The organism is Microbacterium dauci (genome assembly GCF_030065535.1).
Classification (GTDB): Bacteria; Actinomycetota; Actinomycetes; order Actinomycetales; family Microbacteriaceae; genus Microbacterium; species Microbacterium dauci.
In genome coordinates this window covers 1-21,991 of record NZ_JASJND010000010.1, presented here as the reverse complement: position 1 = coordinate 21,991, position 21,991 = coordinate 1, and the positions used below count along the sequence as shown (strand labels likewise).

General features: G+C 69.6%; 17 protein-coding genes. 6 read left to right on the top strand and 11 right to left on the bottom strand.

The genetic code is table 11. From position 1 onward, the window contains the following. Positions 1–103: 103 nt before the first annotated feature. The 5 genes from QNI14_RS14085 to QNI14_RS14065 form a co-directional block, all read right to left on the bottom strand. Complete coding sequence (locus QNI14_RS14085; RefSeq protein WP_283717261.1) at positions 104–3,217, bottom strand: S8 family peptidase; 3,114 nt, start codon at positions 3,215–3,217, stop codon at positions 104–106. A gap of 162 nt (positions 3,218–3,379) precedes the next feature. Further along, entirely contained in the window at positions 3,380–4,459 is a 1,080-nt protein-coding gene (locus tag QNI14_RS14080; protein ID WP_283717260.1) for an ABC transporter permease, read from the bottom strand. After that, the gene (locus tag QNI14_RS14075) at positions 4,456–5,388 is read right to left on the bottom strand and encodes an ABC transporter ATP-binding protein (RefSeq protein ID WP_283717259.1); all 933 of its coding nucleotides are present in this window, start codon (positions 5,386–5,388) and stop codon (positions 4,456–4,458) included. The genes QNI14_RS14080 and QNI14_RS14075 overlap by 4 nt, the downstream gene beginning before the upstream one ends. 10 nt (positions 5,389–5,398) lie before the next feature. Beyond that, on the bottom strand, positions 5,399–6,628 hold the full coding sequence (locus QNI14_RS14070) for an MFS transporter (protein ID WP_283717258.1): 1,230 nt from the start codon (positions 6,626–6,628) through the stop codon (positions 5,399–5,401). A 91-nt stretch (positions 6,629–6,719) separates the two neighbouring features. Next, positions 6,720–7,733: a glycerophosphodiester phosphodiesterase family protein gene (locus QNI14_RS14065; protein ID WP_283717257.1), complete on the bottom strand. Its 1,014-nt coding sequence runs from the start codon at positions 7,731–7,733 to the stop codon at positions 6,720–6,722. Positions 7,734–7,869: 136 nt separating this feature from the next. Between QNI14_RS14065 and QNI14_RS14060 the strand changes: the two genes are divergently transcribed. After that, complete coding sequence (locus QNI14_RS14060; RefSeq protein ID WP_283717256.1) at positions 7,870–8,769, top strand: Bax inhibitor-1/YccA family protein; 900 nt, start codon at positions 7,870–7,872, stop codon at positions 8,767–8,769. Between the two features lie 101 nt (positions 8,770–8,870). Here the strand turns inward: QNI14_RS14060 and QNI14_RS14055 are convergent, their stop codons facing one another. The 5 genes from QNI14_RS14055 to QNI14_RS14035 all read right to left on the bottom strand — a co-directional run bounded on the left by QNI14_RS14055 (position 8,871) and on the right by QNI14_RS14035 (position 14,832). Beyond that, positions 8,871–10,463 (bottom strand): sensor histidine kinase, encoded by a 1,593-nt coding sequence (locus QNI14_RS14055; RefSeq protein ID WP_283717255.1) that lies wholly within the window; start codon positions 10,461–10,463, stop codon positions 8,871–8,873. 290 nt (positions 10,464–10,753) lie between these two features. After that, a complete protein-coding gene (guaA, locus tag QNI14_RS14050; RefSeq protein WP_283717254.1) occupies positions 10,754–12,334 on the bottom strand; it encodes a glutamine-hydrolyzing GMP synthase in 1,581 nt (526 codons plus the stop codon). Next, positions 12,331–12,846, bottom strand: a complete 516-nt coding sequence (locus tag QNI14_RS14045) for a DUF3817 domain-containing protein (protein WP_283717253.1) — start codon at positions 12,844–12,846, stop codon at positions 12,331–12,333. Before QNI14_RS14045 ends, guaA begins: the two co-directional genes overlap by 4 nt. Before the next feature lie 10 nt (positions 12,847–12,856). Then, positions 12,857–13,714, bottom strand: a complete 858-nt coding sequence (locus QNI14_RS14040; RefSeq protein WP_283717252.1) for an SURF1 family protein — start codon at positions 13,712–13,714, stop codon at positions 12,857–12,859. Next, the gene (locus tag QNI14_RS14035) at positions 13,714–14,832 is read right to left on the bottom strand and encodes a GuaB3 family IMP dehydrogenase-related protein (protein ID WP_283717262.1); all 1,119 of its coding nucleotides are present in this window, start codon (positions 14,830–14,832) and stop codon (positions 13,714–13,716) included. Before QNI14_RS14035 ends, QNI14_RS14040 begins: the two co-directional genes overlap by 1 nt. 149 nt (positions 14,833–14,981) lie before the next feature. On the opposite strand from QNI14_RS14035, the gene QNI14_RS14030 reads away from it, so the two are divergent. Next, positions 14,982–16,049, top strand: coding sequence for an ROK family transcriptional regulator (locus QNI14_RS14030; RefSeq protein ID WP_283717251.1), 1,068 nt, complete (start codon positions 14,982–14,984; stop codon positions 16,047–16,049). Positions 16,050–16,101: 52 nt separating this feature from the next. On the opposite strand, the gene guaB is transcribed toward QNI14_RS14030, so the two are convergent. After that, on the bottom strand, positions 16,102–17,604 hold the full coding sequence (gene guaB / locus QNI14_RS14025; RefSeq protein WP_283717250.1) for an IMP dehydrogenase: 1,503 nt from the start codon (positions 17,602–17,604) through the stop codon (positions 16,102–16,104). Between the two features lie 262 nt (positions 17,605–17,866). Here guaB and QNI14_RS14020 point away from each other — a divergent pair, with 262 nt between their 5' ends. The 4 genes from QNI14_RS14020 to QNI14_RS14005 are packed head-to-tail and all read left to right on the top strand — an operon-like array spanning position 17,867 to position 21,922. Beyond that, positions 17,867–19,180: a branched-chain amino acid ABC transporter permease gene (locus QNI14_RS14020; RefSeq protein WP_283717249.1), complete on the top strand. Its 1,314-nt coding sequence runs from the start codon at positions 17,867–17,869 to the stop codon at positions 19,178–19,180. A gap of 6 nt (positions 19,181–19,186) precedes the next feature. Continuing rightward, positions 19,187–20,167, top strand: coding sequence for a branched-chain amino acid ABC transporter permease (locus QNI14_RS14015; protein ID WP_283717248.1), 981 nt, complete (start codon positions 19,187–19,189; stop codon positions 20,165–20,167). Further along, positions 20,157–21,158, top strand: a complete 1,002-nt coding sequence (locus QNI14_RS14010) for an ABC transporter ATP-binding protein (protein ID WP_283717246.1) — start codon at positions 20,157–20,159, stop codon at positions 21,156–21,158. Before QNI14_RS14015 ends, QNI14_RS14010 begins: the two co-directional genes overlap by 11 nt. After that, the gene (locus QNI14_RS14005; RefSeq protein WP_283717245.1) at positions 21,155–21,922 is read left to right on the top strand and encodes an ABC transporter ATP-binding protein; all 768 of its coding nucleotides are present in this window, start codon (positions 21,155–21,157) and stop codon (positions 21,920–21,922) included. Before QNI14_RS14010 ends, QNI14_RS14005 begins: the two co-directional genes overlap by 4 nt. Positions 21,923–21,991: the final 69 nt, after the last annotated feature.

Genomic DNA, 21,991 nt, shown 5'->3' with positions numbered 1-21,991 from the left:
GGCCCCCCCCCCCCCCCCCCCCCCCCCCCCCCCCCCCCCCCCCCCCCCGGGGGGGGGGGGGCCCGCCCCCCCCCCCCCCCCCCCCCACTGTGCAGGTCCGCGGCTACTTCACGGAAACCAACAGCGCCTCGCCGGCGCCCGACGCGTTGTCGGGGACGACGATCATGGAGCCGAGCGGCTTCTGGTCTGCGTACGCGGCGGCATCCGTCTCCACCGTCACCTTGGCGGTCTTGCCCTTCGAGACCGTCTCGTACTGGCCGTTGCTGATCGCCGGGTCGGCCGGGTCGAACGTCGCGGCGCCCGCGAACGCGTCGGTCCCGTCGGTCGTCAGGCTGAACGACTGCACGGTGTAGTCGAACGCACCCTCGATGCCGAGGTCGGCCGTGTAGAACGGCAGCAGGATGGTGCTGCTGTCGGTCGGCGCCTGCGCCAGGAATCCGCTCGCGTAGAGACCGCCGGTGGCGATCTCCTGCAGGAACACCTCGGTCACACCGTCGACGCTGCCCGTGCGGATCGCGCCCGAGTCGTACGAGAACACGACCCAGTCGGGCGTGCCGTCACGGTCGGTGTCGATCACGACGTCGAACTCGTTGCTGGCCGCGTTCGACCACCGCGAGTGGGTGTTCACCGCGAACACGCCGACCTCGTCGCCCGTCGCCGACTCGAAGGTCTGCACGCCGGCCGCGCGGAGGTCGTAACCGGTGTCGGCGATCGACTTCGGTGCGTCCTTCTTGTCGGACAGGCCCCACGTGTACACGTCGGCGATCGCGTCGATCGCGCCGGTGCGGTTGTCGAGGGTCAGCGTGTGCTTCCCATCGGTCACCTTGCCCTTCTTCGCGAGCGTGCCCGAGGCCTTGACCTCGCTGTTCGAGCGCGGCACCAGCAGGTACGGCACCCGGAGCGTGGCATCCGACGAACTGAAGACCACGTTGCCGGAGATCTCGTGGAAGGCGTACTGGTCCTCACCGAGCGAACCCGGGATCGACGACGCCTTGGCCGAGACCGACAGCTTGACCTTGGCCGTACCACCGGCACGGACCGTGATCTTCTTCGTGTCGACCGACACCTTCGCGGGCAGCGACTGCGCGCTCGACTCGGTCTTCACGGTGAAGGTCGCGGCCTTCTTTCCGTGGTTGGTGACCGTGACCGTCTTCTTGCCACCGACCGAGGAGGTCGACTCGTCGAAGCCGAAGCTCAGCGCAGACTCGCGCATCCAGCCGTCCTCGGTGCGGAACCGGTCACCGGTTGCCGTGAACGTCGTGCCGACGGCCTGCGCCGTGTCGACGAGTCCGAGGCCACCGAGGGTCGGGTTGACGCCACCCACCTTGTCGGGGTCTGCAGTCGAGACGATCGCAGCCGAGACCTGCTCGGCGTTCCAGCTCGGGTGCGCCTGCACCGAGAGTGCAGCGACGCCAGCGACGTGCGGGGCAGCCATCGAGGTGCCCGACATGATCGCGGGAGACGAGCCCGTTCCCACCGCGGCCGAGGCGATGGAGACACCGGGGGCAGCCACATCGGGGCTGATCGCGCTGTCACCACTGCGGGGACCGGCGGACGTGAACGAGGCGTAGCTCGTGAACGCGGGGTTGTCGATCTGCGCGTCGGCGAACGTGGCCGTCGCACCGTCGGCGAGCGCAGCGCCCGACGAGGAACGCACCCCGAGGAACGGGATGGTCACTTCGTACGGTGTGCCGTCGTCGGGGTTGTCGTAGATCGCGCCTTCGTACGGCGGCAGGTCGTCGGTGCTGTTCACCATGACGGCTGCGGCGGCACCGGCCTGCTGGGCGAAGATCGCCTTGGCGACGCGGGCGCACGTTCCTCGCGTGCTGACGCCGATCTGATTTCCGCCTTCGACGATCCCGACGCGGGTGTAATCGGATGCCGCGCACCCGAGCGCCTCGTTCGCGGTCGTGGCCGGGTCGTCGGTCAGCCGGACGACGGTCAGCTCGCCGAGGTCGGCGACGGACTCGCCGTTCGCGTTGATCGCCTCGATCGTCTCGCCGCCGACGGTGATCTCGGCACCGGGGAACGACGCGGAGCTGTCGATCGCGGAGACAGAGATCACGCCGTCACCCGAGCCGGGCGAACCGGTGAGGTACGGGTTGTGACCGGAGTTGCCGGCGGATGCGACGACGACGACGCCGGCACCGACGGCGTTGGCCGCTGCGACAGCGCTGGGGTCGTCACCGCGGCCGAAGGACGAGCCGAGCGACATGTTGATGACGTCCATGCCGTTGTCGACGGCCCAGTCGATCGCCTGGACGGTGACGTCGGTCGAGCCGTCGCAACCGAAGACGCGGACGGCGTAGAGGTCGGACTCGGGCGCGACGCCCGGTCCTACCTTGAAGTCGACGTCGGGCGTGGTCGAGTCGAACGGGCCGGTGAAGGTCGAGCCGTCGGGCAGGACGCCCGAACCACCGGTCGTCCCGGCGACGTGGGAGCCGTGGCCCTGGCAGTCCAGCGGGTTGTCGTCGGGCACGGGGATGAGCGCTGCGCCCGTGCCGCCGGCGTCGTACGCGTCGCCGACGAGGTCGATGCCGCCCTTGATCCGCGGTGCGTTCGGGCCGTAGAGCGCCGGGTCGGCGGGAGCCGTAGAGGTTGCCGCGGCAGCCTCGAAGGCATCGACCGTGCCAGGCCCGCCGAACGCGGCGTGCGTGTAGTCGATGCCGGTGTCGAGGATCGCGACCTTGACGTTCTCACCGGTGTAGCCGGTGTCCTCCCAGACGGAAGGGGCGCCGAGGTACGGGACCGAGACGGCGTTGTCGAGCTCGTGGACGACGACTTGGTGGACGCCGACGACGCCCGGGAGCGCCGCGACCTCGTCGACCTGCGCGGCCGGGAGCGTCACCTGGATGCCGTTGTAGGCAGACTGCATCTGCGCGCGGATCTTGCCGCCGCGTTCGGTGATCTCACCGCGGATCGCGTCCTGCGCGCTCTTGAGCTCCTTCTTCACCGCCGAGCGCTCGCTCTTGTTCAGCGTGCGCCCCTCGTCGGCCTGGACGACCGCCACGGGGTCGCCTTCCATCTCGACCACGACGGTGACCGCCCGGTCGGCGTCGATCGCGCCGGCCGAGATGGCGCTGTCGATCTTTCCGCTGGAGCCGGACTGTTCGAAGCGCGACAGCGGCGAGCTGTCGGCATCCGTCGCGGCGAAGGCCGCTGTTGTGGGCAGGGAGAGCGCGATGACGCCCGCGACTGCCAGTGTGCGTCGGTGCAAGAGGGAACCGCCTTTCCTTCTGGGAATGCCCGGCGGCTGGGGAGGCGCACCCGATGGGGTCACCGACGCCGAGGCTGATAGGAGGCTATGCATCGCCCGACAATTCCCCCAAGCACCGATCGGCCAGATGAGAAGATCCTCACCTGGCCGATCGGGACGGGATCACGCGATCCGTGTGCCTGGCGGCAGCTTGCGTGCCGGGGTGCGGGTGCGCACTGCGGCCCACCAGAGCAACAGCCCGGCGACCACGATCTGCCCGCCGAGCCCCACGAACCAGCTCGGCACGGTCTTCGCGACGATCTCCTCGGGGGTGTCGTACTGCTGCTCTTCGTACGGCTCGCACTCGCTCCACGTGGTCTCGAGTTCCGGCGGGATCTGCGTTGATCGAATGCCGACCTTGGCGTAGCCGAAGAGGTCGTTGGGGTTTCCCTCCCGGTCGAACTCGACGGGCGTGGCATCCGCCAGGATCACGAACGGGTTCGGGGCGAGCAGCCACCACACCCGATCGAACCGCGGCGTCCGCCAGCGGTCTTCCTGCCACTCGCCGCACACCATCCGTTCGGGCTCGTTCCAGCAGTTCCCGTTGTCATCCACGCACACCGGGTCCCCGCTCGCGTCGTACTCGGCGCTCTGGTACCGGCTGACTTGCTCGGAGGTGATGCTCGAACCGACGAGACCGAAGCCGATGAACGTGCCGACCGTCAGCGCGGCGACCACCAGATACGTCGCCGCGACGGAGAACAGCGGACGCGCAAGGATGCCACTCAGGGCGATGCCGAGCGCGGCGACGAAGCCGGTCTCGACGATGAGGACGAGCGCCGACACGACGACGGTCAGCGGGTTCACTCCGCCGGCGAGCGACGCGACGATCAGGAACGGGACCGCGACGAGCGCGAACGCCAGTCCGGTGATCCAGGCTGCGAGGAACTTGCCGAGCAGGATGTCCGCGGTCGTCGCCTGCGTGACCTGGATCGGCGCCAGTGTCGCCGCGTCGCGGTCGCCGTTGATCGAGTTGCCGCTGAGCGTCGGCGAGACGAGCACGACGAGCAGCAGTGTGATGAACACGACCGTCGAGTACACGCCGGGGCCGCTCGAGTCCATGCCGGAGAAGGAGAGGAAGGCGAGCAGCGTCGCGCCGAGCAAGAGGGCGGCGAAGACCCCGAGGAGCACATACCAGGAGACGGTCCGGATGCGCTGGGTCAACTCCAGCCGGGCGATCGTCCACAACCGGGTGAGGTTCATCGCGCACCTCCTTCGAGGTCGAGGAAGGTGTGTTCGAGGATGCCGGTGGATGCCGAGAACTCGGCGACGGGAAGCCCCGCCTGCACGAGCGCCGTGAGGCCCTGGGCCGCCGACTCGTCGCCGACGAAAGCGACGAGCAGGTCGCGCCGGTCGACGGGGATCGAGGCGACGTCGAGGCCGAGCGCCTGGGCAACCGGCAGAGCTGCCGCCGTGGCATCCCGATCAGCGAGCCTGATGCGCCAGGTCCGCGCACGGGTGGCCGCTTCGGCGATCCGGTCGGCGCGGACCGTCTCGCCGCGCAGCAGGAAGACGGCGTCGTCGACGACCTCTTCGAGCTCGGACAGGATGTGGCTCGAGATGAGGATCGTCCGCCCCTCGGCCGCGAGGCGGCGCAGCAGGATCCGGAGGTCGACGCGCGCCTGCGGGTCGAGTCCCGATGCCGGCTCGTCGAGGAGCAACACCTTCGGGTCGTGCACGAGCGCGCGAGCGAGGCCCAACCGTTGCTTCTGGCCGCGGGACAGCACCTTCGCGGGCGCGTCGCCGAGGTCGTCGAGTCCGACGGTCGTGAGGAGTTCGGCTGCACGTGCAGCGGATGCCGCGCGGTCGAGCCCCGACAGGCGGCCGGTGACCGCGATCGTCTCGCGGGCGGTGAGCGACGGCCAGGCGCCGAGACTGTCCGGCATCCAGCCGAGCAGCGCACGCGCCGCCGCCGGGTCTTCGACCGGATCGATCCCACCGATCCGGATCGTGCCGGCGTCGGGGGCAAGCAGAGACGCGAGCATGAGGAGCAGCGTCGTCTTCCCCGATCCGTTCGGCCCCACGAGGCCGGTGACTGCGCCCGCAGGCGCCTGGAATGTGACGTCGCGGACGGCGTGGACCTGTCCGAAGGATCGCCGCACCCCCTCCGCGACAATGCCCGTTGTTGTCATGCCGCTCACCCTACGGGGCGACGGTCACGCGCTCCGGAACATCGCGGCGAACGCGCAGGTTGGCGCCGCCCGCGCCCAGCAGGAGCACCGCGGCGACGAGTGGCGTCCACAGCGCGGCGCCCGCACCGACGCCCTCGGCGAGCAGCCCGACGAGCATGCTGGCGAGCGCCTGCCCGACGATCACCGATGAGCCGAGGATCGACATGACGGTCGCCTCGCGACCCCGCGGCGCCCGGGCGGCGGCGATCGCGTACACCGTCGCGAGCGTCGGGCCGATGCCGCATCCGGCCAGCGCGAGCGCCCAGCCCATCGACACGGCACCGGATGCCGCTGTCGCGAGCACCGCACCGATGACGACGACCGCGGTGAAACCGATCCATCGCCACGGCAGTGTGAACCGCCGCGGGAGCAGCCCGACGGCGAGCGCGAGCACCGCCGAGCCGACGCCCATGATCCCGTAGAGGATGCCGGTCTGCTCTGGGAAGCCGCGTTCGCCCGCGAACGCGGTGAGGGAGGTCAACATCGCCCCGAAGAACAGGCCGGTGGCGAACGTGCCGGCAGCAGCCACGAGGGTGCCGGAACGGAGGACGGCCGCCGCGGGTGCGCGTGCCGCGAGCGCCTCGGCGTGCGCGGTCGTGCGCGCGGTCGGGTGGAGTGCGAACGCGGAGACGAACAGCAGCGTGAGGGCCGCGGCCGCGAGGACGGGCGCCGCCGGATCGGCCGCGAGCGCGACGACGCCGACGAGGACGGGCCCAAACACGAAGACGACCTCGTCGACCGCCGACTCGTAGCCCATGGTCGCTTCGCGCAGGCGCCCTCGGTCTGGTGTGTCGACGCGGTCGATCGCCCCGACGAGCCGCGCCCGCGACATCGGTGACACCTGCGGCGCGGTCGCTCCGGCGAGCGCGGCGACCATCAGGAGCAGGCCGAGCGCCCCGCCGCTGTAGGCGACGGCGACGAGCGCGAGGAGCACGACGGTCTGCACGACCGCGGCGAGGAGCAGCACCGGGCGCTGCCCCCACCGGTCGGCGGCGGCACCGATGAGCGGCCCGGTGATGATCGTGCCGAGGCCGACCATCGCCGAGGTGAGTCCGCCGACGGCGAGCGATCCGCGCGCATCGACGACCATCGTGAGCACCCCGACGACGATCATCGCGTAGGGCAGACGTGCGATCAGGGCGATCGCGAAGTACCACGTGCCGACGGCACGGACGAGCTCGGACATCGAGCGGCGTGACATGACTCCTCCGGAGAAACAAGAGCTGGCGTGTCGCCTTGATGCGTTCCGGATCAGGTAGTTACACGGGGTGCGGTGGGCACCGCGGGCCATGTTAGCGCGCCAAGCTGCGGAAGAACTCGACACCCAGGTCGGGATGGTCGACGAAGACGCCGTCGACACCGGCATCCGCGAGCATCCGCCACTCCCCCTGCCAATCGCCGTGCGCCGCCTTGTCCCGGCCGCGCCGGAAGGGACCCGCGAGGAACGCGTTCTCGGGGCGTGCGGTCCAGGTGAAGACCCGGAGATCGAGGGCTTTCGCGGCCGCCACGACCGACGCCGGGCCGACCTTGCCGCTGCGGTCGCCGAGGACGATCTTCTTGTCGAGACTGATCCCGTCGACCTCGGTGGCGAGCCGCTCGAGCCCCTTCGGCGCGAGCTGGGCGCCGTACGTCGGCGCGTCGAGCCCGCGCGTCGCGACGAGGTCGAACGGCTTGCCTGCCGCCTCGAGCAGGTAGATGTACGACCCTCGGATGCCGCGGTCGCGCAGCTGCGTCAGCACGGTCTGCTCGAACGACTCGACCCACAGCGGCAGCTGCCCCGCATCCCACGATGCAGCGGCGAGCTCGGCCGCCAGGAGCCCTGCGACGTCGTATCCGAGCCCCGAGAAGTAGGTCGCGTGCTTGATCTCGAGCACGACGCCGATCTCACGTCCCTGCTCCAGCCCGACGCGTCGGACGAGGTCGAGCAGCTCGCGCAGGCGGAGGATCGGCTGCGCGCCGTCGAAGGAGGCACTCCGTGGCCGGAGCTTCGGCAGCCGCTCGCGGCAGCGGAGCGTGGCGAGCTCATCCCACGTGAAGTCCTCGGTGAACCACCCGGTGAGGTCGCGGCCGTCGATCGTCTTCGTGACCCGCCGGTCCGCGAACTCGGGATGGTCTGCGACGTCGGTCGTCGAGCCGATCTCGTTCTCGTGCCGCACGACCGCGACGTGGTCTTTCGTGAACACGACGTCGGGCTCGACGGCGTCGACGCCGAACTCGAGCGCGAGATCGTACGACGAGCGGGTGTGCTCGGGTCGGTACCCGGGGGCGCCGCGGTGGCCGATCACGAGCGGGGTGCGACGAGGCATGTGGACCAGGCTACCGAGCGGCATCCGCCCTGCTCATAGGGCTCTCACAGGACCGAACGGTGTTCCCGGAAATCCGGTCGGATACGCTGGATCGACAGCATCGCGCTGTGCCTCGATCTTTGGAGTGAGACACACCATGGCAGCGTCCGGCAATTTCGCCTTCAACAATCCGGTCTTCCAGGAGCAGCAGCGCCCCGGCCTGACGCCTCCTGCCGCGCAGACCGCGTACTCGACCGCCTCCCACCAGGCTGCGGATGCCGCAGCCAACGCGCAGCTGGAGGGCATGTACGCCGCTCCCGCCGCGGGCTCGACGAACACGGGCCGCATGACCGTCGAGGACACCGTCATCAAGACGGCCGGCCTCTTCGGCATCCTGCTCGTCACCGCGCTCGTCGGGTGGTTCTGGACGCTCGGCGGCACGCTCGACGCGACTGCGCCGAATGGCCTCTCGATGATGCCGTGGATCATCGGCGCGCTCGTCGGCTTCGTCCTTGCGCTCGTCATCACCTTCACGTCGCGCAAGAAGGTCCGCCCCGGTCTCGTCTGGGCGTACGCTGCGGCGGAGGGCCTGTTCGTCGGCGGCATCTCGGCGTTCTTCGAGGTGGTCTGGTCGGGCATCGTCATCCAGGCGTCGATCGCCACCCTCGCCGTCGTCGGCGTCACGCTCGCGCTCTTCGCCAACGGCAAGGTGCGCGTGAGCAAGAAGGCGAACAAGATCTTCCTCATCGCGATGGGCGGCTACCTCGTGTTCGGCCTGGTGAACCTGGTCCTCATGTGGACAGGCGCCATCGACGGGAACTTCGGCCTCTACAGCGCCGAGATCGCCGGCATCCCGCTGGGACTCATCATCGGTGTCCTCGTCGTGATCATGGCCGCCTACTCGCTCGTGCAGGACTTCGACCTCGTGCAGCAGGGCGCCCGCAACGGTGCTCCTCGCGAGTTCGGTTGGATCGGCGCCTTCGGCATCATGGTCACGATCGTCTGGCTCTACGTCGAGATCCTGCGCATGATCGCGATCCTGCGCGGCAGCGACTGACGCAGCATCCCGCTCGAAGGCCGTCCGGTTCGCCGGGCGGCCTTCGTCGTTCGCGGCGGTCTTACCGGCGCCCAGCAGGCGATCGCCCGCCGGGGCGGAGTTCACTGCACGGGGACCCGCAGCGTGGCCACCGTCCCGTCGGGCTCGCCCGCGTCGAGGGTGACCGAGCCGCCGTACGCTTCGGCGAGGGATGCCGCGATGGACAGGCCGATGCCCGTCCCCGGGATCGCGTGGCCACGCGCGTAGGGGGTCCGGTAGAACCGGTCGAAGGCCTGCAGCCGCTCCCCCTCGCTCATTCCGACCCCGCGATCGACGACCGAGATCACGGCATCCGTCCCGTCGGCACGCGCTGAGACGACGACCGCCGGGCCGCCTTCCGGGGTGAATTCGACCGCGTTGCGCACGAGCTCTTCGACGATCGAGAAGAGATCGCGGACGGCGATCTGCGCGGACAGGTCGGGCAGGGTCTCCACGACGATGCGGATGCCGCGCTCCTGCGCCCGTGCGGTGACTTCGCGCACCGCGTGTTTTACGACCGCCCCGACGTGCGCGACGCCCGACCGCGATTCGACGTCGAGCGACGAGTGGCCCGCGGCGATCAGGCGCTCCACGAGGCGAAGAAGCCGCTCGGCGGAACGCTCGACGGCGCTCCAGCGGTCCTGGTCGCCGTCCTCGCGCATGATCGCGATGTCGGCGTGGCCGAGGATCACCGTCAGCGGGGTCCGGAACTCATGACCGACGGTGCTGAGGAACCGGTCGCGCACCTCGACCGCGTGGATTAGGTCGGTGACGTCCTGCGCGACGGCGACGATGCCGATCTCCTCGCCGTCGTGGACGACCGGACGGACGATGAGCTGGAGCACTCGCCTCGGATCCTCCCCGAGCTGCAGTACGCGTGGGGCGGCGTACACACCGGCGCGTACCGCTTCGACGAAGTCGGGACCGATCCGCAGCGGGGTGACGCCATCGGCGGCGAAGACGGCACGCAACGGCGTCTCCTGCGTGAGCGCCCCGATGTGCGCCCGAGCGGTGATCTCCGCAGCCATGGCGTTGAGGAGGACGGGCTGACCGTCGGTGTCGTACACGGCGATCGCATCGTCTGTGGCGTCGAGGAGCGCCCGCAGGACCGCACCGTCGCGCTCCGAGGACCGGAGCGCGTGGGTGAGCCTGCTGGACACGCTCTCCGCGTGCGAGCGGGCCCGTTTGAGATCGCGGGCGATGATCCTGATGGTCAGGGCGATGAGTGCCATCGTGAGCGGGAGCGCCCCGAGCGCGACCCAGTCGGCCAGGGTCTTCTCTCCGTCCAGTCGCAGCAGGGCGGTCAGCGGGAGGAGCACCGTGAGCACGACTCCTGCCACGACCGTCCCGACCGGAAACGCGAAAGCGAGCCAGCCGAGCGGGAAGATGACCAGGAGTCCCGCCGTCGGGAGCACGTCGAATCCGGCGTTGCGGATGGGGATGCACGCGAGGATGTCCACCAACGGGATGATCGCCAGCCACCCGGTGTTCCTCCCGGGACGCGCCCGCCAGACCAGGGTCATGATCACGGCATTCAGGAGGATCACTCCGGCGCCGAGAACGACCAGAGGCGTGATTCGCGAGAGGTCGATCAGTGCGAGGGTCCCGAGGATCATCAGTGTCGAGATCGCGAGGAGGAACTGCGCGAACGGCTGCGTGCGGGGTCGTCTGAGCACGCACGCCTCCTCACCTCGGGTGGTGTCGGACGCCTCACCGTCCTTGGCCGCAACTCTCGCGCCCGGACACCGGCGTGTCAAGCATCCACCGGAATGCACCTCGACCGGTGCGCTCGCGCTGCACCCCTTCGAGATCGTGACACTGCGCTTCGCGCGCTGAGCCGCTACTCCAGGTGGCAGGACACGCCGCTACGCGCCTGCCGAACCGACGAGAACTGCCACCTGAAGTCGTCCCTGAAACGACGGATGCCGCGACCCGAGGGCCGCGGCATCCGTCATTCAGGGGAGCTTCACTCCCACTCGATGGTCCCCGGGGGCTTGCTCGTCACGTCGAGGACGACGCGGTTGACGTCGCGGACCTCGTTGGTGATGCGGTTGCTGATCTTCGACAGCACGTCGTAGGGCAGGCGGGTCCAGTCGGCGGTCATCGCATCTTCCGACGAGACCGGACGCAGCACGATCGGGTGGCCGTAGGTGCGGCCGTCGCCCTGGACACCCACCGAGCGGACGTCGGCGAGGAGCACGACCGGGCACTGCCAGATCTCGCCGTCGAGGCCGGCCTTCGTCAGCTCCGCGCGGGCGATGGCGTCGGCGTCACGCAGAATCTCGAGACGGTCAGCGGTGACCTCACCCACGATCCGGATGCCGAGGCCGGGCCCCGGAAACGGCTGGCGCGAGACGATGACCTCGGGGAGGCCCAGCTCACGGCCGATCGCGCGGACCTCGTCCTTGAAGAGCGCCCGCAGCGGCTCGACCAGCTCGAACTGGAGGTCCTCGGGCAGGCCGCCCACGTTGTGGTGGCTCTTGATGTTCGCGGTGCCGGTGCCGCCGCCCGACTCGACGACGTCGGGATACAGCGTGCCCTGCACGAGGAAGCCGATCGGGTCACCCTCGGCGGCGGCTTCGGCGATGAGCTCCTGCTGGACCTTCTCGAACGCACGGATGAACTCGCGGCCGATGATCTTGCGCTTCTGCTCGGGGTCGCTGACACCGGCGAGGGCGTTCAGGAACGTCTCGCGCGCGTCGACCGTGATGAGACGGACGCCCGTGGATGCCACGTAGTCGTTCTCGACCTGCTCGCGCTCGCCCTTGCGGAGGAGGCCGTGGTCGATGAACACCGCGGTGAGCTGGTCGCCGACGGCCTTGTGCACGAGCGCCGTCGAGACGGCCGAGTCGACGCCGCCGGACAGCGCCGACAGGACGCGGCCAGAGCCGACCTGCGCGCGGATCTTCTCGACCTGCTCGGTGATGACGTTGTCGCTGTTCCAGTCCGACGCGAGACCCGCTGCCTTGTGGAGGAAGTTCTCGAGCACGCGCTGACCGTGGTCGGAGTGCTTCACCTCGGGGTGCCACTGCACGCCGTAGAACTTGCGGGCGTCGTCGGCGAACGCGGCGACCGGGGTGGCCGCCGTGCGGGCGAGCACCTCGAAGCCCTCGGGCGCAGCCGAGACCTGGTCGCCGTGGCTCATCCACACGTTCTGCTCGACCGGCTGGCCGCCGAGGAGGACGTTGTCGGTGACGATCGTGGCATCCGTCGCCCCGTACTCACGGAGGCCGGTGTTCGCGACCTCGCCGCCGAGGGTCTTGGCCATCACCTGGAAGCCGTAGCAGATGCCGAGCGTCGGGATGCCGAGGTCGAAGACGCCGGCGTCGAGCTGCGGCGCACCCTCTTCGTACACCGACGAGGGTCCGCCGGAGAGGATGATGCCGACGGGATTCTTCTCGGCGATCTCCGCGGCGGTGGCCGTGTGGGGCACCAGCTCGCTGTACACGCCGGCCTCGCGGACGCGGCGGGCGATCAGCTGTGCGTACTGGGCGCCGAAGTCGACGACCAGGACGGGGCGCTGGGAGGTTTCGGTCTGCTCGGTCACCGGGTCTCCGTGGGGGTGGGGGTGGATGCCGCGGCGGCTTCGCGCGACGAGAGGTACGACTTCACGTCGCGGGCGACGCGGGTCTCCATGAAGAAGGAGAGGAGCGGCACGACACCGCCGAGGGCGAGGAGGAGGAAGCGCGGGAAGCGCCACCGCATGAGGCTCCACACGCGGAAGCACGCGAACAGGTACACGACGTAGAACCAGCCGTGCACGACGAGGATCGCGAGCGAGATGTTGACGCCGTCGCCGAGCGAGGTCATCTCGCAGTCGTTGGTCGACGGGAAGAACAGCGACCACCAGGCGCAGTCGGGACCGGCGATGACGCCGGCGAACCACAGGAACCCGCCCGAGCCGCCGGCGAAGAGTTCGACGTGCAGCGGCGTGTACTTGAGGATCATCTCCGCGAGCAGCAGCAGCAGGCCGACTCCGGTAATGACCGACGCGATCTGGTAGAACTTCAGCGCGCCGCGGATCGCCGGGAACGAGGCGAGTTTGGGCTGGACGGGCATGGGTTCCAGTCTACGGGCGCGCAAAGGGCGCTTCGGTGTCGTCAGGGTCACCCTCGAGGGCTTCGAGCTCCTTCTCCCACGCGTCGCGGGTGAGTCGGTACCACATGTAGAACGCGAAGCCCGCGAAGACCGCCCACTCGATGGCGTAGAAGATGTTGAGCCAGTTGACCGACGAGAGCTCGCTCGGCGCCGGCGAGTGGATGTCGCCGAGCCCGCCGAACGCGTCGGCCGACACGAGGTACGGGCGGTAGACGTCGATGCCGGCGGCGTCGGTCCACTGCGAGAGGAGCGCCGGCGGCGACATCCGCGTGAGCTCCATCGGGTCCGCACCCGCCGGGGGCGCCTGTGCGCCCTCGTCCGAGATGATGCGGCCGGTGAGCGTGACGTCCTGTGGCGGCGTTTCGGACAGCGCGGATGCCGCGGCCTCGGCATCCGCTCGATCGGTCGTGAAGCCGACGGCAACGGCGAGCGACGTGACATCCTCGACGCCGGCGGTCGCGGGGTCGACGCGGAACTGCCCGGCGACCCAGAAGCCCGGCTCGCCGTCGTCGAACCGCGACGAGACGACGAGGAAGTCGCCCGCGACGAACGATCCCGACACCTCGACGCGCTGACCGACGAGCGGCTCGGCGAGGTACTCCCCCGGCGATACGACGTCGCCGAGCGGGCGGACCTGCTCGGTCGCGCCGGCGGGCGGCGGGTCGGTGTCGATGGCGTTGCCGAGCTGCCACTGACCGAGCCAGGCAAAGATCGCCGCAACCGCGAGCGCGACCCCGAGCATGCCGATCCAGAAGGGTCGGAGCATGACTTCCCGCAGCGTGGGCGGGAAGACGTCGGGGACGTCGTCGGTGGTGCGGGTCGAGCTCATCAGTGCGAGGCGTACGGCGCGACGACGACCTCGACGCGCTGGAACTCCTTGAGGTCCGAGTATCCGGTCGTGGCCATCGACTTGCGGAGCGCGCCGATGAGGTTCGCGGTGCCGTCGGCGACCGGTGCGGGGCCGTACAGGATCTCTTCGAGCGGGGCGACCTGGCCGGGCTGAACGCGGAGGCCGCGGGGCAATTTCGCGTGGTGCGCCTCGGGGCCCCAGTGGAAGCCCTGGCCGGGCGCGTCGGTCGCACGCGCGAGCGCGACGCCGAGCATGACCGCGTCGGCGCCCATCGCGAGCGCCTTGACGATGTCGCCCGAGGTGCCCACGCCGCCGTCGGCGATCACGTGGACGTAGCGCCCGCCCGACTCGTCGAGGTAGTCGCGACGCGCGCCGGCGACGTCGGCGACCGCCGTCGCCATCGGCGCGTGGAGACCGAGGGTCGCGCGGGTGGTGGATGCCGCGCCGCCGCCGAACCCGACGAGGACGCCGGCCGCGCCGGTGCGCATGAGGTGGAGTGCTGCGGTGTAGGTCGACGCGCCACCGACGATGACGGGAACGTCGAGGTCGTAGATGAATTTCTTGAGGTTCAGCGGCTCGGTCTCGCTCGAGACGTGCTCGGCGGAGACCGTCGTGCCGCGGATCACGAAGAGGTCGACGCCGGCAGCGACGACGGTCTCGTACAGGTCCTGCGTGCGCTGCGGCGTCAGGGCGCCGGCGACGGTGACGCCAGCGGCGCGGACCTCGGCGAGGCGGTCGCGGACGAGCTCGGGCTTGATCGGCGCCGAGTACAGCTCCTGCATGCGACGGGTCGCGCCGTCGGCGGGGAGCGCCGCGATCTCGTCGAGCAGCGGCTCGGGGTCGTCGTAGCGAGTCCAGAGGCCTTCGAGGTCGAGGACGCCGAGGCCGCCGAGCTGGCCGAGCATGATGGCGGTGCGCGGGCTCATCACGGAGTCCATGGGAGCCCCGAGCACCGGGATGCCGAAGCTGTAGGCGTCGATCGACCAGGTGGTCGAGACGTCCTCCGGGTTGCGGGTACGACGCGAGGGCACCACTGCGATGTCGTCGAAGGCGTAGGCCCGGCGGGCCCGCTTGGCGCGACCGATCTCGATTTCCATGCTCACGCCCCCAGCCTACCGGTGGGGCCCCCGCGCCCGTCGCGGCATCCGCTGCCCCGGCTCACGTGGCATCATGTGAGCGGGTGAGCCCGATGACACGCGCCCGTATCGGTGAGGGACGGAGTCCAGCGATGGTTCGGCAGAGCCCGGTGACTCGTTCCGAGACGAAGAAGCTGCTCCCCGCCGACGCCCGCGCGCACAACCGCACCCTCGTCCTCCGCACCGTGCTGCGCACACCAGACGTGAGTCGCGCCGACGTCGCCCGCACCACCGGACTGTCCCGCATCACCGTGTCCGACCTCGTCGGCGGGCTCGTCGCGGACGGCATCCTCGTCGAGACCGGCGCGCGGGCGTCCGAAGGGCGCCCCGGCAAGCCGGCGACGCTGCTGCAAGTCGACCCCTCGGCCTTCGCCATCATCGCCGTCGACCTGAGCCAGCCGCACCGCTTCCACGGCGCCGTCCTCACCGTCACCGGCGACATCGTGCACCGGGCCGAGGTCACCGGCGACCGCACCGGCGCCGGCGCGGTCACCGCCGTCGTCGAGCTCATCGACCGCCTGCACTCGGCGGCGGGCGCGCGGGTCGCCGGCATCGGCATCGGCTCCCCCGGCGTCGTCGACAGCACCGGCACGGTCGTCGAATCGACGAACCTCGGGTGGCGGCACCTGCCGCTCGCCGCGCAGATCGGCGACCGGTACGGCGTGCCCACGATCGTCGAGAACGACGCGAACGCCGCGGTCATCGCAGAGCTCGACCCCGACGGCAGTGAAGATCTGCTGCTCGTCCGCATCGGCACCGGCCTGGGTGGCGCGGCGATCGTGAACGGCCACCTCGTGCGCGGCGCGAACAACGCCGGCGGCGAGCTGGGTCACATCACGATGGCCGGCCCCGGCGACTCCGAGGCGACCGTCGAGGCGACGATCCGCCACCTGCTCGAACAGGGTGGTGACTCCGAACTCGTCGAACGGGTCGGCACGGTGCTCGGCGAGCAGCTGGCCCCCGCGGTCGCGATGCTCGACGTTCCCGAGATCGTCATCGAGGGGCCGCACGGCATCGACGTCGCGGCGATCGCCGCAGCTGCGGAGTCCGCGATCGCACGGTTCCGCCGCATCGGCATCGGCCGCCCGTGCCGCGTCCGTCCCGGCTCACACGACGAGGACGTCGTCCTCATCGGCATGGCCGACCTCGTCCTCAGTCGGACGATCTCGACGATCTGACGCGGCTTCCTCCTCTGGATCAGGAGACGGCGAGCGGATGCCGCGCCAGTGATCAGCGCTTGTAGTTGGGCGCCTCGACGACGATCTGCACGTCGTGCGGGTGGGATTCCTTGAGGCCGGCCGAGGTGATGCGCACGAACTTGCCGCGCGACTTGAGCTCCTCGATCGTGCGGGCGCCGACGTAGAACATCGACTGCCGCAGGCCACCGACGAGCTGGTACGCGACGGCCGAGACGGGGCCGCGGTAGGCGACCTGGCCCTCGATGCCCTCGGGGATCAGCTTGTCGTCGCTCGGCACGTCGGCCTGGAAGTAGCGGTCCTTCGAGTACGACGTCTTCTTGCCGCGGGTCTGCAGCGCGCCGAGCGACCCCATGCCGCGGTAGAGCTTGAACTGCTTGCCACCCTGGAAGACGACCTCGCCCGGCGACTCGTCGGTGCCGGCGAGGAGCGAACCGAGCATGACGCTGTCGGCGCCGGCGACGAGTGCCTTCGCGATGTCGCCCGAGTACTGCAGGCCGCCGTCGGCGATGATCGGGACGCCCGCCTCGCGTGCGGCGAGCGATGCCTCGTAGATCGCGGTGACCTGCGGCACGCCGACACCGGCGACCACGCGAGTCGTGCAGATCGAGCCCGGTCCGACGCCGACCTTGACCGCGTCGACACCCGCGTCGATGAGCGCCTGGGCGCCCTCGCGCGTCGCGACATTGCCGCCGATGACGTCGATGTGCGCGAACGTGGCATCCGCCTTGATCCGCTTCACCATGTCGATGACGCCCGCCGACTGTCCGTTCGCGGTGTCGACGACGATGACGTCGACACCGGCGTCGCGGAGCGCCTCGGCGCGCTCCCACGCGTCACCGAAGAAGCCGATCGCAGCTCCCACACGCAGGCGACCCTGGTCGTCCTTGGTGGCGAGGGGGTACTTCTCGCTCTTGTCGAAGTCCTTGATGGTGATGAGGCCGGCAAGCTTGCCGTCGTCGTCGATGAGGGGCAGCTTCTCGACGCGGTGGTGGGCGAACAGGGCGATGACGTCGTTCGCGCCGATGCCGACCTTGCCGGTCACCAGGCCCTCGCTCGTCATGACGTCGCGGACCTTGGTCGTCTGCCGCTCGAAGCCCGAGACGAAGCGCATGTCGCGGTTGGTGACGATGCCGACGAGGCGACCGTCGTTGTCGATGACCGGGAGGCCCGAGATGCGGTACTGCCCGCACAGCGAGTCGACCTCTTCGATCGTGGCATCCGGCGTCGTCGTGATCGGGTCGGTGATCATGCCCGACTCGCTCCGCTTGACGCGGTCGACCATCGACGCCTGATCGGCGATCGAGAGGTTGCGGTGGATGATGCCGATGCCACCCTCGCGCGCGATGGCGATCGCCAGGCGCGACTCGGTGACGGTGTCCATCGCGGCCGACAGCAGCGGCGTCGCCACGGTGATACGGCGCGTGACCCGGGACGAAGTGTCGGCCTCGGACGGGATGACGTCCGTGTGACCGGGGAGGAGCAGGACGTCGTCGTACGTCAGTCCCACGAATCCGAACGGGTCGTTGTGCTCCATGTACTTCTCCTGCGTCGCGGCGGCCTGTAGAGATTCTAAGGCTCGCGGGGGCGGATTCATTCCTGGATGCCGCGCCATCCGGGCCTCGCTCGCCGCGGCATCCGTGGGACCGATGCCATATCGATACCGAATCGGCCGAATCAGCCGGGTGTCATTGGTTGCGGCAGGGAAACACTCCGGCAACAATCGCTGGATACGGTCGTGTGGCGCCGCGGGCACCCGTACCTCTGCGCGCTGACCATGCTTCAACCAGGAGGTGTCGGTGACGACCACCCACTCTTCGCGCGCCCGCATTCGATGGCGACGTGCGTTCATCACGGTCCTCGCGGGTCTGTTCTCGGGCGCGATGCTGCTCGGGTTGGCGAACCCCGCGCTCGCCCAGACCGAAGAAGACCTGCCGTTCACGGTGAACGTCAACGTCCGCACCGGCGGTGAGGGCGTCGAAGGCGTCACCGTCGCGGTCTCGGCTCGTGGCTTCGAAGGCGAGGGCCAGACCGACGAGAACGGTCGCGTCGCGCTCGGTGTGCCCGATAAGGACGGCGCCTGGACGGTCACCGTCGACGCGGACTCGCTCCCGGAAGGGACCGATGCTCCTGAGGGCTTCGAGTTCTCCCGCGACGTGACGTTCGGCGCCGGCAGCTCCGTCGCCGCGAACTTCACGCTCGAGGCCGCCGAACGCACGACGACCTCGTTCTGGGACCAGTTCGTCTCGCGTGCCGTCAACGGCCTCAACTTCGGTCTCATGCTCGCCCTCGCCGCGATCGGTGCGTCGCTCGTGTTCGGCACGACCGGCCTCTCGAACTTCGCGCACGGTGAGATGGTGACCTTCGGCGCGCTCGCAGCCATGCTGTTCGCCGTCGGCCTCGACCTGTCGATCTGGATCGCGATCCCGCTGGCGGTGATCGTCTCGGGACTGTTCGGCTACGGGATGGATGCCGGATTGTGGCGGCCGTTGCGTCGCAAGGGCCTCGGCACCGTGCAGTTGATGATCGTCTCGATCGGTCTCTCCCTCGCCCTGCGCTACATCTTCCAGATGGGCATCGGCGGCGGCACCGAGACGCTCCCCGGTGGCGCGACCGCGAACATCCCGGGGCTCGGCCCGATCAGCCTCTCCGTGACCGACGTGGTCAGCATGGGCATCTCGATCCTCGTGATCATCGCCTTCGCGTGGTGGCTGATGCGTACCCGCATCGGCCGCGCGACCCGTGCCGTCTCCGACAACCCGTCGCTGGCTGCTGCGAGCGGCATCGACGTCGACGCGGTCGTCCGGATCGTCTGGATCCTCGCGGCGGCGCTCGCCGGCCTGTCCGGTGTGCTGTGGGCGTACTTCCGTCCCGGCATCAAGTGGGACATGGGCACGAGCATCCTGCTGCTGATCTTCGCGGCCATCACGCTCGGTGGTCTGGGCACGGCGTTCGGCGCTCTGCTCGGCTCGCTCATCGTGGGTCTGCTCGTCGAGGTCTCCACGCTGTGGATCCCCTCCGACCTCAAGTACGTCGGCGCCCTGGTCGTGCTGATCGTCATCCTCCTGTTCCGTCCGCAGGGCCTCCTCGGACGCCGAGAGCGAATCGGATAACGGCTCATGGACTTCCTGCAGATCCTCAACAACACGGCGGCGCAGATCCTGTCGCCGACCACGCTCGGCTTCGTGCTCGCCGCGATCGGCCTCTCGGTGCACTTCGGCTTCGCGGGGCTCCTCAACATGGGTGTCGCCGGCTTCATGGCCATCGGCGCGTACGGCTTCGCGATCTCGACGCTCACGTTCGGGCTGCCGTGGCCGTTGGCCGTGCTCGTCGGCCTCGTCGGCGCGGTGCTGTTCTCGCTCGTCATGGGCATCCCGACGCTGCGACTGCGCGGTGACTACCTCGCCATCGTGACGATCGCGGCGGCCGAGGTCGTCCGGCTCCTGTTCCTGACCTCGACGTTCCGCGAGACCACCGGCTCCGCCGACGGCCTGTCGGGCTTCCAGGCCAGCTTCCGGGCGAGCAACCCGCTCCCCGCCGGCACCTACGGCATCGGCCCGTGGACGTACTCGTCGAACACGTGGTGGGTCATCATCGTCGGCCTCATCACGATCGTGATCGTCGTGCTCTTCGTCTGGCTGCTCATGAGCAGCCCGTGGGGCCGCGTGATCCGCGGCATCCGCGAGGACGAAGACGCCGTGCGCTCGCTCGGCAAGAACGTGTTCGCGTTCAAGATGCAGGCGCTCATCGTCGGCGGCGTCATCATCGCGGCCGGCGGCATCGTCACCGCGATGGGTACGAACGTCAACCCGAACGTGTACGTCACCTCGCAGACGTTCTACGTGTGGACGGCGCTGCTCCTCGGCGGCGCGGCGACGATCTTCGGTCCCGTGCTCGGCGCGGTGCTGTTCTGGGTCGTCCGCGCGTTCCTCTCCAACCTGCTCCCCGCGCTCGTGAAGATCGGCTGGTTGCCGTTCCTCTCGCCGCAGCAGAGCCAGATGCTCGTGTTCGTCCTCGTGGGCGTCGCGCTGATGCTGCTCGTGATCTTCCGACCGCAGGGCATCCTCGGCAACAAGAAGGAGCTGACCTTTGTCCGCTGACGTTGCACCCCCGACCCCGCGTCCGAAGTCGACCGGTCTGCACAAGGGCGAGATCCGCCCGGGTGTCGAGAAGGTCGACCCGATTATCGTCGCCGACGGTGTGAAGCGCGTCTTCGGCGGCCTCACGGCCGTCGACGTCGACCACCTCGAGATCCCGCGCGGCGCGATCACCGCGCTCATCGGCCCGAACGGTGCCGGCAAGACGACGCTGTTCAACCTGCTCACCGGGTTCGACAAGCCGAACGAGGGGCAGTGGTCGTTCGACGGCCGCAACCTTGCCGGCATCCCCGCGTTCAAGACGGCCCGCATGGGACAGGTCCGCACGTTCCAGCTGACGAAGTCGCTGGGCCTGCTGACCGTGCTCGAGAACATGAAGCTCGGTGCGCCCGGCCAGGGCGGCGAGACCATCTGGCGCGGCATCCTCCCCTTCCTCTGGAAGCAGCAGGAAGCCCAGATCGAAGAGAAGGCGCGCGGCCTGCTCGCACGCTTCAAGCTCGACGCCAAGGAGAAGGACTTCGCGGCATCGCTCTCGGGCGGTCAGCGCAAGCTCCTCGAGATGGCCCGCGCCCTCATGAGCGACCCGACGCTCGTCATGCTCGACGAGCCGATGGCAGGCGTCAACCCGGCGCTGACGCAGTCGCTGCTCGACCACATCCTCGATCTGAAGGACCTCGGCATGACCGTGCTCTTCGTCGAGCACGACATGCACATGGTCCGCCACATCGCCGACTGGGTCGTCGTGATGGCCGAGGGCAAGGTCGTCGCTGAGGGCCCGCCCGACACGGTCATGAAGGAGCAGGCGGTCATCGACGCGTACCTCGGCGCCCACCAGGACGTCGACCTCGGTGTCGTCACCGGCCGCTACGCGGGCGAGCTCAGCGCCGAGGGCGAGGCGCTCGCCGCGCAGGCGCACGAGCTGCAGGACGCCGTCGACTCGGATGCCACGCACACGGCGGCATCGGAGTCCGGAACCACGGAGGAGAACAAGTGAGCGACACCGCCGCCGCACCGGCCGGAGCCACCGCCACCGCACCCGTGCAGAACGTCGTCGAGCTGAAGGACGTGCACGCCGGATACCTGCCGGGCGTGAACATCCTCAACGGCGCCAACCTGACCGCCGCCAAGGGCGAACTGATCGGCATCATCGGCCCGAACGGCGCCGGTAAGTCGACCATGCTCAAGGCGATCTTCGGCCAGGTGAAGATCCGCTCGGGCGCCGTCGTGCTCAACGGCGAGGAGATCACGGGCCTGCGCGCCAACAAGCTCGTCGCCAAGGGCGTCGGGTTCGTGCCGCAAACCAACAACGTGTTCCCGAGCCTGTCGATCGCCGAGAACCTGCAGATGGGTGCGTACCAGCGGCCGAAGGTCGTCGAGGAGCGCATCGAGTTCGTGACGTCGATCTTCCCCGACCTGAAGAAGCGACTGCAGCAGCGCGCCGGTTCGCTGTCGGGCGGTGAGCGCCAGATGGTCGCGATGGGCCGTGCGCTCATGATGGACCCGCACGTGCTGCTGCTCGATGAGCCGTCGGCCGGTCTGTCGCCGTCGCGTCAGGACGAGGCGTTCCTGCGGGTGTCGGAGATCAACAAGGCCGGCGTGACGACCATCATGGTCGAGCAGAACGCGCGCCGCTGCCTGCAGATCTGCGACCGCGGCTACGTCCTCGACCAGGGTCGCGACGCCTACACCGGCACCGGCCGCGACCTGCTGAACGACCCGAAGGTCATCGGCCTGTACCTCGGCACGCTCGGCACCTGAGACTCCCCCACGACAAGCCCCCGGCCGTTTCGCCGGGGGCTTCGTCGTGTGCGGGTGGGTGGGCCGGGG